Genomic DNA, 13,683 nt, shown 5'->3' on the forward strand with positions numbered 1-13,683 from the left:
CGACGGCCCAGATCCACCGTTCCCCCCGACTTCGGCCCTTCGAGATCAAGAGGCCGATCCTAACCTCTGTACGTCCCAGGCCCGAGGCTCAGCCCCAATGAAGTGCTGGTTTTAGAAAGTTAAGATCAACATCTTGAAAGTTAAGAATCTGTCGGGTAGAACTTTAAATATGACAGAGCAGGCGATGGACTGGCAGGAACTCACGAACCTGACCCGGGGTCGGCCGTTCGTCGTCGAGCGGGTGCGCCTGGCAGGCAGTGGCGTCGCGATCGAGGGCGAGTTCGAGCTACCGCAACTGGCTCAGCTCAACGTCGAGGATCAGGTCTTCGTCACGGCGTTCGTGCGGTGCCACGGCTCCATCAAGGAGATGGAGCGGATCTTCGGGGTGAGCTACCCGACGATCAAATCGCGACTGAACCGGATCACACAGATGCTCGACTTCGTCGAGACCGATCCGGCGCCGTCGCGGGCCGACATCATCGATCGGTTGCGCCTCGGCGAGATCACCGCACAGCAGGCATTGTCCGAATTGGAGGGCCGGACATGATGCCGCAGTTGGTGACCGTACGGGTCGAGCGCCCGGACGGCCGTCCCATCCGGATCTGGGTCCCGGTACTCCCCGTGGTGCTCGTGTTCTCACCGGTCGTGGTCCTGGCCGTACTGGCGGCGGCCGTGGCCTGCCTCGTGTTCGGCGTCAGTGTGGTGCGGGCACTCGGCACCAGTTGGCGCGTCATCTCCGCGTTGCCCGGCACCCGGGTCGACATCGAGCAGAGCCGTACGGCTGTGCTCGTAACCATCAGATAGGAGAGGTTCCGATGAACGAACAGCGCAAGGACATCCTCGACATGCTGGCCGAGGGAAAGATCACCGCAGAGGAGGCGGAGCAGCTCATCGCCGCGCTCGAGCGGGACCAGCCGCCGGCGGCGTCGAGTCTCGACGCCCGGCCGAAGGGCAAGGCGAAGTACCTGCGGGTGATGGTGGACGCCCTGGAGAACGACGAGCCGACGCGAGTCAACGTCCGGGTGCCGCTCCAGCTCCTGCGGGCCGGCGTACGGCTGGCGGCTCTGATCCCGCCGCAGGCACTGGGCAAGGCCACCGCCGAGCTGAACAAGTCGGGAGTGCCGTTCGACCTGACGCAGCTCAAGCCCGAACAGCTCGAGGCGCTCGTGGAGCACCTCGACGAGATGACGGTGGAGGTCGACCAGGCCGATGCCAGAGTTCGTGTCTTCTGCGAGTAGGCGCCGTCCAGTTGGACGGACCCCCGAGAGGGTGCTGGAACACCCTCCCGAGGCCGCGCCCGTTACAGCAGAGCACGGTTGAACTGCCGCCTGGAGTCTAGCCGCGCATCGTCGCGTGGCGGAGGGGCCACTCGTCCGAGTGGCCCCTCCTTCCGTTCAAGCGTCCACCTAAGCTGCTGTGCCATGCAGGAGACGCGCCTCGACACTGCTCGGATCCGGGCGGGTCGCCGGGTGATCGACCCGATTTTTCTCGACACTCCGCTGTACCGCTGCGAGGCGATGGAGCCAGACCTCGGGTGCTCGGTGAGCATCAAGCTCGAGACGGCGAACCCGGTCCGCAGCTTCAAGGCCCGCGGCACCGAGGTGGTCGCGAGCCTGCTCGCTGACCATGGCCCTCGAGCCGTGGTGTGCGCCAGCGCGGGCAACCTCGGCCAAGCCCTCGCCTGGTCCGGTCGCGGCCGGGGGCTCGACGTCACCGTCGTGGCATCCCGCTTCGCGCCTGCGGCCAAGCTGGATCGCATCCGCGCACTGGACGCCCGGCTGGAGCTGGTGGACGGTGACTTCGACATGGCTCGCGAGCGGGCGGCGGCCATCGCGCGCCACGACGGGATCCGCCTGGTCGAAGACAGCCTGGACATCGAGACCTGCGAGGGTGCGGCGACCATCGGCCTGGAACTGGTGGACACCGTGCCGTCGTTCGACGCCGTCCTGATCGCTCTCGGCGGCGGGGCGCTGGCCACCGGTGTGGGTCATGTGGTGAAGGCCTTGGCGCCCGAAGTCGAGGTGATCTGCATCCAGCCGCTCGGCGCACCGGCGATGACACACTCGTGGCGACAACGGCGCGTCGTCACCACCGACTCGACCGACACCATCGCCGACGGCGTCGCCGGCCGGCGTCCCATCCCGGCCGTCCTGGACGACCTCCTCCTGGTCGCCGACGACGCCGTCCTGGTCCAGGAGGCGTCGATCATCGCCGGTATGCGGATGCTCCTCGACCACGCCGGCCTCGTCGTCGAACCGTCGGCCGCGCTCGGCATCGCGGCGATCCTCGAAGACCGTGACCGCTTCGCCGGCCGACATGTGGTCACCATCGTGTGCGGCAGCAACGTCGACATGGACGCCTATAACCGCTGGGTCGGCGCGGCTCCCATCCGCAGGTCGCGGCCTTCTGGGCTCACGTGAGTAGTCAAGCGCTGCCGAAGGCAGAACCCGGCACAGCCGTGTTCTGCCTTGGCGGAGAGCGTCGCGCCGAACCCTGGGGCTAGTGAACCGACCACACCAGGACGAATGAGAAATCCAGTTTCGTCCTGCGGTTCAGCGGGATATCGATCTTGACTCTGCGAGCGATCTCATTACGGCTGATGCCCAATCCATGAGCGATGAGCCGTTCGGGACGGACTGGCACGGGATCGTCGAAGGTGACCGTGATCTGAAGGGGCCACGGATCCTCGGGAACCGGAGATGCGTGGAGTTCCCAGCACCCGTCCCAATCGAGCGCGAACCGGTTGCGCCGGGCGATCAACGGGTCGAGAAGGGTATCCACGACGAGGGAAGGCGAGTTGGCCGAGTAAGCGGCCAGAAGGTCAGCGGGCAGTGAGCGGACCGGGACGCGATCGTGGACGGTGAGCTTGCTGGTCCAGCCGCAGGAAACGCAGTTGACCAGGAGCCAGACGTCGAGAAGTTTGCCGTTGGCGTTGACGCGGAATCTGCCGTCGCCGACGGTGGCCCGGCCGGAAGGGCAGGCCACGCACCGGAGGGCGAGCAGAGGCAGGCGGGTGCGCCGCACCACCCAGGGCAGCACGATATGAGGATGTGAAGACATGATCTCTCTGAAGACCTGACGAAGAGCATGGAAAACAGAGCCGACGGCGTCGTCGGCGACCGATGCGCAGGAAGTGTCAGGTCTAAAGAGCAGGCGGCGTCATGCGCGCGAAGTCCTCACGTTGGGGTGAGGACCCAAGCTAGGCGACCACCATCCGCGAGATCCACCCGTTTTCGCGCTCGCCGTTCTCGTCGAACTCGACCTCTGCCGACTGGTGGTGGCGACGCACCAACCCTTCTGCCGAGGACAGGGCCGTTTCAGACGTTGAAGCGGAACTCTGATCGCCACTCAGCCGACCTGGGACATTGAACTCGCCGCGCTGGTCGGGCAGGCTTCTGGCTTCACGTCGGTGGTTGTTCGTTGCCGGAAGTTCACGGTGTCTTGTGCCCCGTACGCGCCCCGAGGACGCGCTTTATCGGGTGGGCCGTGCTCAGTAGATGTCTATTCTGTGATCATGCGTGCAGGTTCTGCAGTGGACGCGGCTATGGCGGTAATCTTCGCCACGTTCATGGCCCTGATGTCGCAAGTCGCTCGGGTGACCCAGCCAGAGGCACGTCCCGTAACCGCGCTCGGGCTGGCGCTGTTGGTGGTGTGCGGGTTGGCGTTGGCTCTGCGGCGGGTCAACCCGCTGCTCGCCTTCACGCTGACCGTGGGCACAGCAGTGGCCTACCTGGGGTTGCGGTTCGCTGGCTGGCCTATCTATCTGGGCGCGTTCGCGGGTCTGCTGGCGCTGGTCTTCGGGGTCACCGAAGCGCGCGTGTGGGTTCCGTTCGCCACGATCGGCGGGGTGGGAGTGGCGGTCGCCACCGGGCCGCCGGAAGGCTGGCAGCCTGCCCCGATGATCACAATCGCGCTGGTATGGACGGTGGTCACGGTCCTGGCCGCCCGGGCCGCGCAAGTTCGCCGGAAGCTTGCCGAGGAGGGAGCAGCCGGCAGGGTGGTCGAGGAGCGGCTCAGGATCGCCCGAGAGCTGCATGACGTGCTCTCCCACAGCCTGGCCACGATCAGCCTGCAGGCCGGCGTCGGACTGCACCTGGTGGACGATCAGCCGGAACAGGCTCGGGAGGCGTTGCACGCGATCCGTCAGGTCAGCAACGACGCGCTGGCACAAGCGCGTGCCGCATTGGCGGTTGTGCGAGGGCCGGGTGGGGAGCCGCCGCAGGCCGCGCCCGGCCTGGCGGACCTGGATGCGCTGGTGACGTCGGTGCGCGCGACCGGCTTGGACGTGGATCTGGCCATCGACCTGGAGAGCCGCGCGATCCCGGATGTGATCTCTGCCGCTGCCTATCGAATCGTTCAGGAGGCGTTGACCAACGTGATGCGCCACGCCGGACCCGGCGCCCGTGCTCGGACCCATGTCGGAACCGTTCACGGCTGGCTGGAGATCGAAGTCATAGACGACGGCGTCGGCCCTGCCGTACCGGTGCGCAGCCCTGGCCATGGATTGCGTGGGCTGGCTGAACGGGCCAGAGGGGTCGGTGGCGAGTTGCAGACCGGCCCGGCTTCCGGCGGCGGCTTCACCCTGCACGCCCGGCTGCCGCTGGGGGCGCAACAGTGAGCGTGCTGCGTGTTGTGCTCGCCGATGACCAGGTGATGATCCGTTCCGGGTTACGGGCGCTCCTGACGGCCGAACCCGGCCTGGAGGTCGTCGCCGAGGCCGACGACGGACAGCAGGCGCTCGACGCCGCTCGTGCCCATCGCCCGGATGTGATCGTGATGGATATCCGCATGCCGGTGTTGGACGGGCTGGCGGCAACGCGGGCGATCGCCGCCGACCCACAACTGTCCAACGTGCGGGTGCTCATCTTGACGACATTCGATGAGGACGCGCTGGTCTTCGAGGCGATTCGTGCGGGCGCATCTGGGTTCCTACTCAAAGACGCCGAACCCGCTGAACTGCTGCGCGGCATCCGGGTGGCCGCCGCCGGCGACGCGTTGCTCTCCCCCCAGGCCGCACGCCGACTGGTCACAGCGTTCGCCGCTGCTCCCACACCGACCGGGCCCGCCGCGCAGGCGCTCGATTTCCTCACCGCGCGGGAACGGGAGGTCGTCGCCCTGGTGGCCCGGGGGTTGTCCAACGAGGAGATCGCCGATCGGCTGACCATCAGCCCTGCGACCTCCCGTACCCACGTCTCCCGGGCAATGGTCAAACTCGCCGCCCGCGATCGCGCGCAACTGGTCGTCTTCGCCTACGAATCCGGCCTGGTCCACCCCGGCCGCACCAGTTGACCTGCGCGGTTTCCACCCGCCTACGTTCGGCAACGTACGCAGGGATCCCCGGATACCGGGGCTTGCGTAGATGAAGTGCCGCCGGGCACCTGACGACGTGGCCCATGGCCGAGCGGAAAGCTAAGGGGCAGCACCGCAACGGCGAGCCCTCCTCAACTCCTCGTTGCGACGTCGGCGGCTCCCAGGAGGTACCGGAAATGATCCCCTCCGCGTTCGGGCGCTCATCCCGCCCGGTGACCCTGAATGAGCACACAGGAGATTCACCCACTCCGGACGAGAATTCTCCCGAGAAAATGCCCGGATACGAGCGGCTATGGCGGCTTGTCCTAGCGGTGGCGATCGTCGGCGGACCGCTCGGTTACGACGTCGGCAGCATCCTCATACCGGCCGTCCACGAGGACGGCTCGACGAGCATCGCGGCGAACGCCGCCGCGAATCCGATCACCAACACCATGCACCTGGTCGCGTACGTCCTCGCCTCTTTCCTGCTCCCTCTCGGAGCGGTCGGCCTCGCGTATCTCTCCTATGCCCGGGCGCCGTGGCCGGCCACGATCGGCGGGCTGCTCGCGGTGGTGGGCTGGCTGCCGTTCTCCGCTCTGACCGCCCTGGACGACCTCACCATGGCCATGGCCGCCCTACCCGACAACGGTTCGTACGCCACGCTGTCGGACCAGTTCGCGAACGACGCGGTGATGGGCGGCTACCTGCTCGTCTACATCGTCGGGCATCTGGTGGCCTACATGTTGCTCGCTATCGCGCTGCGCCGAGCCAGAGTCATCCCGAGATGGGCGGCCTGGTCCATGTTCGCCAGCAGCCCGCTGACAGTCGCAGTCTTCGTGTTGCCGGGTCGCCCCCTTGTCCTGGGTGATGTCGCACTGAGCCTGCTCGTGATCGGCAGCATCCCCGCAGCCCGAGCCGTGGCCACCCGCAACCGTCTCTCCAACGCGTAACAAACAAGCGTAACTTTGAAATGTTACGCTCGTTACATTAGCGCTGGCGTGGATGTGGGGCCGAACTGGCTGCTGGTTACTGCCTCGACTGGCCAGGTGGCCTCGCTGCGCGTGTATGTATGGCGGCAGTTGCGCAAGCTCGGCGCCTTGTACCTTCAGCAGTCCGTTTGTCTGCTACCTGATCGGCCTGATGTGGTCAAGCCCGTCGTCAGGCTCGTTGCTCGGGTTCGGGACCAGGGCGGGCAGGCGCGCATGCTGCATGTCAGGGTGACCGACTCGCAAGAGCACGAGGCTCTTGTGGCCGAACAACGGGCGGAACGTGACGCGGAGTATGCCGAGGTAGTCGAACGCACCCCTGCGTTCCTCGCCGAGATCCAAACCGAAACCGCTCGCGGGCGTGCGACGTATGCCGAAGTCGAAGAATCCGAGGCCGACCTAGAGCGCTTCGAGAAGTGGCTGGCGGGGATCGCGGCCCGCGACTATTTCAACGCCCCAGGCGGAGCCGCGGCACGTGCGGCGGTCCAACAGTGCCGGCACGCGCTGGCCGACTTCGAGCGTGCGGCCCTACACGCTGACACCGCCGGATTCAATCGTCCCCACAGCGGCGGCAAAGCACCGCTCTCCGAAGACGACGCGGCCGAGGAGTAACGCATGTGGTGGGACATCGCAGTGGGTATCGCTATCGCGGTGCTGGCGAGCTGGCTCCTACTGATCGCAGCGCTCATCATCGTTCGGCCCAAGGCCGGTCTGTTGAAGGAAGCACTGCGCATCCTGCCGGACCTGTTACGGCTCTTACGTCGCCTGGCAGGCGACACGACTCTTCCTCGCGGCGTCCGGGTTCGGCTCACCATGCTGATGGTCTACTTAGCGATCCCCTTCGACCTGGTCCCCGACTTCATCCCTCTTCTCGGCTACGCCGATGACGCGATCATTGTCACCGCCGTCCTTCGTAGTGTCGTTCGTCGCGCCGGCCTGAACGCATTGGAGCGACACTGGCCCGGCACGCCGAATGGATTCGCTGCTCTCTGCCGACTGACCGGCATCACCGCAGCAGACAGGCCACCACTAGCGGACGAAGCACCCCACGCCTAGGACGCCCCGGCGCTCGTCTCACAGACGGTCCCTCTACTCCATCCCGTTTGCCGTCGACCCAGCCGCGAAGCGGCAACGGGCCGGCGACGGAGGAGGTGGCCTGTCGGGCTTGCCCGGGTCGACGGCGGGGACGTGCCCCAAGTCGACAACCTGAACGCCTGACCTGGGGAAACGGGGCCGTCTCAGACGTTGAAGCGGAACTCCACCACGTCGCCGTCACGCATGATGTAGTCCTTGCCCTCGATCCGGGCCCGGCCGGCGGACCTGGCGGCGGTCATCGACCCCGCCTCGACCAGATCGTCGAACGAGACCACCTCGGCCTTGATGAAGCCGCGCTGGAAGTCGGTGTGGATGACACCGGCGGCCTCGGGCGCGGTGGCGCCCTTGCGGATCGTCCAGGCCCGGGCCTCCTTGGGCCCCGCGGTCAGGTAGGTCTGCAGGCCGAGCGTCTCGAAGCCGACCCTGGCCAGCTGGGACAGGCCGGATTCCTCCTGCCCGACCGACTGCAGCAGTTCCAGCGCCTCGTCGTCGGGCAGCTCGACCAGCTCGGACTCGATCTTGGCATCGAGGAAGACGGCCTCCGCGGGGGCGACGATCGCCGAGAGCTTCGCCCGCAGGTCGTCGTCGGTGAGCTCGTCCGCGTCGAGGTTGAACACGTACAGGAACGGCTTGGCCGTCAGCAGGTGCAGCTCACGCAGGTCGGCGAGGTCGATCCCTGCCGCCTTCGCACCGGCGTACAGCGTCGTCCCGGTGTCCAGCAGCTTGGCGGCGGCCTCGGCGGCCTCCAGGAGGATCTTGCGGTCCTTGTTGGTCCGCGCCTCCTTCTGGAGCCGCGGGACCGCCTTCTCGATCGTCTGGAGGTCGGCGAGGATCAGCTCGGTGTTGATCGTCTCGATGTCGCGCGCGGGCGAGACGTCGCCGTCGACGTGGGTGACGTCGGGGTCGGTGAAGACCCGGATGACCTGGCAGATGGCGTCGGTCTCGCGGATGTTGGCCAGGAACTGGTTGCCCCGGCCCTGTCCCTCCGAGGCTCCCTTGACCAGCCCCGCGATGTCGACGAACTCGACCTTGGCGGGCAGGATCCGAACGGAGTCGTAGATCTCCGCCAGCCGGCCCAGCCGCGAGTCGGGGACGCCGACGATGCCCACGTTGGGCTCGATGGTGGCGAACGGATAGTTCGCCGCCAGGGCGTTGCCGCTCTTGGTCAAGGCGTTGAAAAGCGTGGACTTGCCGACGTTGGGCAGGCCGACGATGCCGATGCTCAGGCTCACGTTGGCCGAGTTTACGGGCCTCCGCCGGTGAGCAGGACATCAGCGCTTCAGCGCGCCCTCAGGCGCGCCCGGGTGAGCGCGCCTCCACGTCATGGAAGGGACAACCTGGGATCATCCACACCGTGGATGTCGTGGCTCTCGCACTCTGGCTGGCCGTGGGGCTCCTCGCCGGGCTCGTCGTCGGTTTCGCCCTCGGGCGGGGCCGGATGACCCGTGAGGCGGCCGACTCCGCCGTCAAGCTCGCCGAGGCCCGGGCACGGGCGCAGGCGGCCGAGGACAGGATGGCCTACGTCGACGCCCAACTTCCCGAGAGGTTCCAGGCCCTGTCCGCGCGGGCCCTCGACGTCGCCAACCTCCGCTTCCTCGAACTCGCGGAGAACCGGCTCAACACCACGCGGGCCGAGGCCGCGGGCGATCTCGACCAGCGGCGCCAGGCCGTCGAAGGCCTGGTCGCGCCGCTCAAGGAGACGCTCGCGAGGGTCGAGGAGCAGCTCAGGGAGACCGAGTCGGGCTCCCGGGCCGCCCGCGCCGAGCTGAGCAAGCAGATGGAGTTCGTCAGGGCCAGCTCAGAGCAGCTCAAGACGCAGACGACGGCCCTCGTCAGGGCCCTCCAGCGGCCGGAGGCACGCGGCCGCTGGGGAGAGCTTCAACTGCGCCGCGTCGCCGAGATCGCCGGCATGGCCCGGTTCTGCGACTTCGACGAGCAGGTCAGCGCCGCGACGAGGGACGGGCTCGTCCGCCCCGACATGGTCGTACGGCTCAGCGGCGGCAAGAACATCATCGTCGACTCCAAGGTGTCCCTCGCGGCGTATCTGGAGGCCGCTGAGGCGACCGACCCCGAACTGGTTTCGGCACGGCTCGACGCGCACGCCCGCCATCTGCGCGAGCACGTGGACCGGCTGGCCGCCAAGACCTACTGGCAGGCGTTCAGCCCGTCCCCCGAGTTCATGGTCCTGTTCATCCCCGGTGAGGCGTTCCTCGCGCCCGCGCTGGAGCGCGATCCCGCGCTGCTCGAATACGCGATGAAGCGGCGCGTGCACATCGCGACCCCGACCACGCTGATCACCATGCTGCGGACCGCCCAGTACGCCTGGCAGCAGGCGGCGCTGAGCGAGAACGCCAGGGCGGTCTTCGACCTCGGCAAGGAGCTGTACGAGCGGCTGGGCAACCTCGGCCGCCACGTCGACGGCCTGGGCAAGGCGCTGTCGAGGGCGGTCGTCGCCTACAACCAGACCGTGGGGTCGCTGGAGACCCGGGTGCTCGTCAGCGCCCGCAAGATGAACGACCTCGGCCTGGTGAGCACGCCGCTCAACTCGCCGGAACTCGTCGAGGAGGTCCCCCGGCTCGTCGGGATACCGGAAGTGGAAGGTGAAGAGCAGGTAAGCCACCCTCCATTCCCGCGCCAGAACGGTAAATTGACGCGAGACTTGTCGTAAGGGGGGCTCATGACAGGCACCGATCAGGCAAGGCTCAAGCTGACGGCCCGTGGCGCCGTCGCACTGCTCTTCATCGTCACGCTCCTGGGGCAGATCGTCTCCCTCCCCGGACCGGCGTTCGTCGCCGGCTGCATAGGCGTCGCCCTGCTCGTGCAGCAGCGAGACCTTCTGCCGATGGTCGTGACCCCGCCGCTGGTCTTCTTCACCGCCACGACGTTCATCGAGGTCGTCCGGTCGATCGGGGCCGACTCGATGGTGCAGACGCTCGGCCTCGGCCTGTTCACCGCGCTGTCGTCCGGTGCGCCCTGGCTGTTCGGCGGCTCGGCTCTGGTGCTGGGGATCGCCTGGCCGCGGGGCCTACCCGACAACGTGCGCGATCTCCGGCACGACCTCGCCGTCAAGACCCCGGGCATCCCGAAGCAGCGGGTGAGCAGCGAGGGAGCCTACGCGCCCGAGCCCGAGGGCTACTTCGAGCCCCGCGTGTACGGCAAGACCACCGACGACTGAGCCCTGATCGGGCGGGCCTCGATCAGGCGGTGCGCAGATCGCGCCGCAGCTCGTGCGGCAGGGCGAACCGCATGCTCTCCTTGACGGACTCGACCTCCTGCACGTCGACGAAGCCGAGTTCGGCGAGCCGTGCCAGCACGCCGTCCACCAGCTCCTCGGGGACGGACGCGCCGCTCGTGACGCCGACGGTGGTCACGCCGTCGAGCCACTCCTCCTGGACGAACGATGCGTCGTCCACGAGGTAGGAGGCGTCGGCGCCGTAGTCCTTGGCCACCTCCACCAGCCGCTTGGAGTTGGAGGAGTTGGTGGAGCCGACCACGATGACCAGCTCGGACTCGGCCGCGATCTCCTTGACGGCGGTCTGCCGGTTCGACGTGGCGTAGCAGATGTCGTCGCTCGGCGGGTCGATCAGATTGGGGAAGCGGCCGCGCAGCCGGGCGACGGTCTCCTCGGTCTCGTCGACCGACAACGTCGTCTGGGAGAGCCAGACCACCTTCTCCGGGTCGCGGACCTCGATGCCCTCCACGCCGTCGAATCCGTCGACGAGCTGGATGTGCTGCGGCGCCTCTCCCGCGGTCCCTTCGACCTCCTCGTGGCCTTCGTGGCCGATGAGCAGGATGTCGTAGTCCTTGGCGGCGAACCGCCTCGCCTCGTTGTGGACCTTCGTGACCAGCGGGCAGGTCGCGTCGATCGTCTTGAGACGGCGGCCGGCGGCCTCCTCGTGGACGCTCGGCGCCACGCCGTGGGCGGAGAACACCACGATCGCGCCCTCGGGGACCTGCTCGGTCTCCTCGACGAACACAGCGCCCCTGGCCTCGAGCCGCTTCACCACGTGGGTGTTGTGCACGATCTGCTTACGCACGTAGATGGGCGCGCCGTACTGGTCGAGCGCCCTCTCGACCGCCTCGACGGCTCGATCCACTCCGGCGCAGTAACCGCGCGGTTTGGCGAGCAGGACACGGCGGGCCCGAGGGGTCTCTGAATCCATGTTCCTATGCTATGTGGAACGCCAGCCGCCTCTTGACCCCGGTCTTGCGAGACTGGACGTCCACCGAAATATCTCCCCAGGAGCAGCGATGTCCGTCCTTAGAACCATTACGAAACCGCTACGCGACGCTCTACATCGCCGCGATCAGCTTCGCGACAAGGCAAAAGACCTGCCTGTGAACGCCCTCCAGACTGCTCTGAGCAGCGTCGGGCACGCACTGCTCCTCAGCGACCGTGTCAGGACGGCGCTCAAGCGGCTGACGACGTCCGAGGAGAAGGAGGCGGCGGACACCACGCGGACCGCGACCACCGAGCCCGCCGCCGCGCACGAGGAACCGGCCGCCCCCCAGGCGGAGGAGCCCAAGCCCGCACGGCGTGAGCCGGTGATCTACGCGCCGCGGCAGGAGAGCAAGAAGGCCGAGGCGGAAGCGCCCGCAGAGACGCCGGCAGTGACGCCGGTGGAGGCGCCGGCGGCGGCCACGGCCGAGGCCGTGGAGACGCCGGCGGCGGTCGAGACGCCCGTGGAGACTCCGACGGCAGCCGCGGTGGAGACCGAGACGCCCGTGGAGACTCCGGCCAAGACCCCGGCGAAGGCTCCGGCCAAGCCCAGGGCCAAGGCGGCCCCCAGGACGACCGCCAAGACGGCCGCGAAGCCGAGGACCAGGGCGGCCGCGAAGACCGCGGACACGACCGGCGCCGAGGAGGCCCCCGCGACGAAGATCGCGGCGGACACCGCTGTGGACACTGCTGTGGACACCACAGGGGAGCCGCTGCCCGGCTACGGTGAGCTGACGATCGCGTCACTTCGCGCGAGGCTCCGGAGCCAGTCGATCGACCAGATCCGGGACCTGCTCGCCTACGAGAAGGCGCACGCGGGCCGCGCCGAGGTCGTCCGCCTGTACGAGAACCGCCTGGCCAAGCTCGAAGCCCAGCCCTAGGAGCACATGTGACCGCGAAGACGTCACCGGAGGCGCCGCTCCCGATCAGGTCGGTGCTGCAGATGGTCGCCCAGTGGATCGGCAAGCTGGGAACCATCTGGGTCGAAGGACAGATCACCGAGCTGACCGCCCGCGGCGGCACGGTGTTCCTGACTCTGCGCGACCCGGTGGCCAACGTCTCCGCACGGGTCACATGCACGCGGAACGTCTACGAGGCGAGCGTGCCCCGGCCGGTGGACGGGGCACGGGTGGTCATGCACGTGAAGCCGGACTTCTGGGTCAACAAGGGCTCGTTCTCGTTCACCGCGACGGAGATACGGCCGGTCGGCATCGGGGAGCTGCTGGCCAGACTCGAACGGCTCCGTCATGTCCTCGCGGGTGAGGGCCTGTTCAACGTGGACCGCAAGAGACGGCTGCCGTTCCTGCCGTCCACCATCGGCCTGATCTGCGGGCGGGACTCCGCCGCGGAACGCGACGTGCTGGAGAACGCCCGGCGCCGCTGGCCGGCCGTCCGGTTCAAGGTCGAGGCGGTGGCCGTACAGGGGCCGTATGCCGTCGGCGAGGTCACCGATGCGCTGAGCAGGCTCGACGCCGACCGGGAGGTCGACGTCATCATCGTGACCCGCGGCGGCGGTTCTCTCGAGGACCTGCTGCCGTTCTCCGACGAGTCGCTGGTACGCGCGGTCGCGGCATGCCGTACGCCCGTCGTCAGCGCCATCGGCCACGAGCAGGACAGCCCCCTGCTGGACCTCGTGGCCGATGTCCGGGCCTCCACCCCGACCGACGCGGCGAAGAAGGTCGTGCCCGACGTCGGCGAGCAGCTCACGCTGGTCCGCCAGCTCAGGGATCGCGGCCGCCGCGTCGTCGGCGGCTGGGTCGAACGCGAGCTGTCGTGGCTGGGCTCGGTGCGCTCCCGGCCCTCCCTCGCCGACCCGGTCCGCGAGCTGGACCGCCGGGCCGAGCAGGTGGACGCCCTGCGTGAGCGGTCCAGGCGCAGCCTCACCTCGTCGCTGGACCGCTCGGCCGACTCACTCGAGCACCTGCGCGCCCGGCTCGTGGCGCTGTCACCGGCCGCCACGCTGGAGCGCGGCTACGCGATCGCGCAGCGCGCCTCCGGCGAGGTCGTACGGCTGGCCGGCGACGTGAAGCCCGGCGACGAGCTGACGATCCGCTTCTCCGACGACCGGGTGACCGTGACCGCCCAGGAATGACG

The 13,683-nt window shown here is 68.1% G+C and carries 16 protein-coding genes; 13 read left to right on the plus strand and 3 right to left on the minus strand.

What is annotated here, in order from left to right:
* The first annotated feature begins 133 nt into the window (after positions 1–133).
* The 4 genes from Pmi06nite_RS15715 (at position 134) to Pmi06nite_RS15730 (ending at position 2,420) form a co-directional block, all read left to right on the plus strand.
* Positions 134–547: a DUF2089 domain-containing protein gene (locus Pmi06nite_RS15715; RefSeq protein ID WP_203953722.1), complete on the plus strand. Its 414-nt coding sequence runs from the start codon at positions 134–136 to the stop codon at positions 545–547.
* A complete protein-coding gene (locus tag Pmi06nite_RS15720) occupies positions 544–804 on the plus strand; it encodes a hypothetical protein (RefSeq protein ID WP_203953723.1) in 261 nt (86 codons plus the stop codon). Before Pmi06nite_RS15715 ends, Pmi06nite_RS15720 begins: the two co-directional genes overlap by 4 nt.
* Before the next feature lie 11 nt (positions 805–815).
* Positions 816–1,238, plus strand: coding sequence for an SHOCT-like domain-containing protein (locus Pmi06nite_RS15725; protein WP_203953724.1), 423 nt, complete (start codon positions 816–818; stop codon positions 1,236–1,238).
* 183 nt (positions 1,239–1,421) lie between these two features.
* A complete protein-coding gene (locus Pmi06nite_RS15730) occupies positions 1,422–2,420 on the plus strand; it encodes a threonine ammonia-lyase (protein WP_203953725.1) in 999 nt (332 codons plus the stop codon).
* 79 nt (positions 2,421–2,499) lie between these two features.
* Here Pmi06nite_RS15730 and Pmi06nite_RS15735 read toward each other — a convergent pair whose 3' ends face one another.
* Entirely contained in the window at positions 2,500–3,039 is a 540-nt protein-coding gene (locus tag Pmi06nite_RS15735; protein ID WP_239113936.1) for a DUF1062 domain-containing protein, read from the minus strand.
* 505 nt (positions 3,040–3,544) lie between these two features.
* Between Pmi06nite_RS15735 and Pmi06nite_RS15740 the strand changes: the two genes are divergently transcribed.
* The 5 genes from Pmi06nite_RS15740 to Pmi06nite_RS15760 all read left to right on the plus strand — a co-directional run bounded on the left by Pmi06nite_RS15740 (position 3,545) and on the right by Pmi06nite_RS15760 (position 7,331).
* Positions 3,545–4,618: a sensor histidine kinase gene (locus Pmi06nite_RS15740; protein WP_203953727.1), complete on the plus strand. Its 1,074-nt coding sequence runs from the start codon at positions 3,545–3,547 to the stop codon at positions 4,616–4,618.
* A 2-nt stretch (positions 4,619–4,620) separates the two neighbouring features.
* Positions 4,621–5,289, plus strand: coding sequence for a response regulator (locus Pmi06nite_RS15745; RefSeq protein WP_203953897.1), 669 nt, complete (start codon positions 4,621–4,623; stop codon positions 5,287–5,289).
* A 293-nt stretch (positions 5,290–5,582) separates the two neighbouring features.
* On the plus strand, positions 5,583–6,239 hold the full coding sequence (locus Pmi06nite_RS15750; protein ID WP_203953728.1) for a hypothetical protein: 657 nt from the start codon (positions 5,583–5,585) through the stop codon (positions 6,237–6,239).
* A gap of 48 nt (positions 6,240–6,287) precedes the next feature.
* On the plus strand, positions 6,288–6,887 hold the full coding sequence (locus Pmi06nite_RS15755) for a Chromate resistance protein ChrB (protein ID WP_203953729.1): 600 nt from the start codon (positions 6,288–6,290) through the stop codon (positions 6,885–6,887).
* A gap of 3 nt (positions 6,888–6,890) precedes the next feature.
* Positions 6,891–7,331, plus strand: a complete 441-nt coding sequence (locus Pmi06nite_RS15760; RefSeq protein ID WP_203953730.1) for a YkvA family protein — start codon at positions 6,891–6,893, stop codon at positions 7,329–7,331.
* Positions 7,332–7,513: 182 nt separating this feature from the next.
* Here Pmi06nite_RS15760 and ychF read toward each other — a convergent pair whose 3' ends face one another.
* Complete coding sequence (gene ychF, locus Pmi06nite_RS15765; RefSeq protein WP_203953731.1) at positions 7,514–8,602, minus strand: redox-regulated ATPase YchF; 1,089 nt, start codon at positions 8,600–8,602, stop codon at positions 7,514–7,516.
* A 122-nt stretch (positions 8,603–8,724) separates the two neighbouring features.
* Between ychF and Pmi06nite_RS15770 the strand changes: the two genes are divergently transcribed.
* Positions 8,725–10,038, plus strand: coding sequence for a DNA recombination protein RmuC (locus tag Pmi06nite_RS15770; RefSeq protein ID WP_203953732.1), 1,314 nt, complete (start codon positions 8,725–8,727; stop codon positions 10,036–10,038).
* Between the two features lie 9 nt (positions 10,039–10,047).
* Positions 10,048–10,545, plus strand: coding sequence for a DUF6542 domain-containing protein (locus tag Pmi06nite_RS15775; protein WP_203953733.1), 498 nt, complete (start codon positions 10,048–10,050; stop codon positions 10,543–10,545).
* A gap of 22 nt (positions 10,546–10,567) precedes the next feature.
* Here the strand turns inward: Pmi06nite_RS15775 and Pmi06nite_RS15780 are convergent, their stop codons facing one another.
* A complete protein-coding gene (locus Pmi06nite_RS15780) occupies positions 10,568–11,533 on the minus strand; it encodes a 4-hydroxy-3-methylbut-2-enyl diphosphate reductase (protein ID WP_203953734.1) in 966 nt (321 codons plus the stop codon).
* A 175-nt stretch (positions 11,534–11,708) separates the two neighbouring features.
* Between Pmi06nite_RS15780 and Pmi06nite_RS15785 the strand changes: the two genes are divergently transcribed.
* Both Pmi06nite_RS15785 and xseA read left to right on the plus strand, forming a co-directional pair.
* A complete protein-coding gene (locus Pmi06nite_RS15785; protein WP_203953735.1) occupies positions 11,709–12,470 on the plus strand; it encodes a DUF8129 domain-containing protein in 762 nt (253 codons plus the stop codon).
* Positions 12,471–12,478: 8 nt separating this feature from the next.
* Entirely contained in the window at positions 12,479–13,681 is a 1,203-nt protein-coding gene (gene xseA / locus Pmi06nite_RS15790) for an exodeoxyribonuclease VII large subunit (RefSeq protein ID WP_203953736.1), read from the plus strand.
* Positions 13,682–13,683: the final 2 nt, after the last annotated feature.

This window comes from Planotetraspora mira, assembly GCF_016863275.1.
GTDB lineage: Bacteria > Actinomycetota > Actinomycetes > Streptosporangiales > Streptosporangiaceae > Planotetraspora > Planotetraspora mira.

Coding starts and splice junctions, on each gene's coding strand:
- Pmi06nite_RS15730 (WP_203953725.1), top strand. CDS start 1,422: ATGCAGGAGACGCGCCTCGACACTGCTCGGATCCGGGCGGGTCGCCGG.
- Pmi06nite_RS15750 (WP_203953728.1), top strand. CDS start 5,583: ATGCCCGGATACGAGCGGCTATGGCGGCTTGTCCTAGCGGTGGCGATC.
- Pmi06nite_RS15725 (WP_203953724.1), top strand. CDS start 816: ATGAACGAACAGCGCAAGGACATCCTCGACATGCTGGCCGAGGGAAAG.
- Pmi06nite_RS15720 (WP_203953723.1), top strand. CDS start 544: ATGATGCCGCAGTTGGTGACCGTACGGGTCGAGCGCCCGGACGGCCGT.
- Pmi06nite_RS15780 (WP_203953734.1), bottom strand. CDS start 11,533: ATGGATTCAGAGACCCCTCGGGCCCGCCGTGTCCTGCTCGCCAAACCG.
- Pmi06nite_RS15775 (WP_203953733.1), top strand. CDS start 10,048: ATGACAGGCACCGATCAGGCAAGGCTCAAGCTGACGGCCCGTGGCGCC.
- Pmi06nite_RS15760 (WP_203953730.1), top strand. CDS start 6,891: ATGTGGTGGGACATCGCAGTGGGTATCGCTATCGCGGTGCTGGCGAGC.
- Pmi06nite_RS15740 (WP_203953727.1), top strand. CDS start 3,545: ATGGCGGTAATCTTCGCCACGTTCATGGCCCTGATGTCGCAAGTCGCT.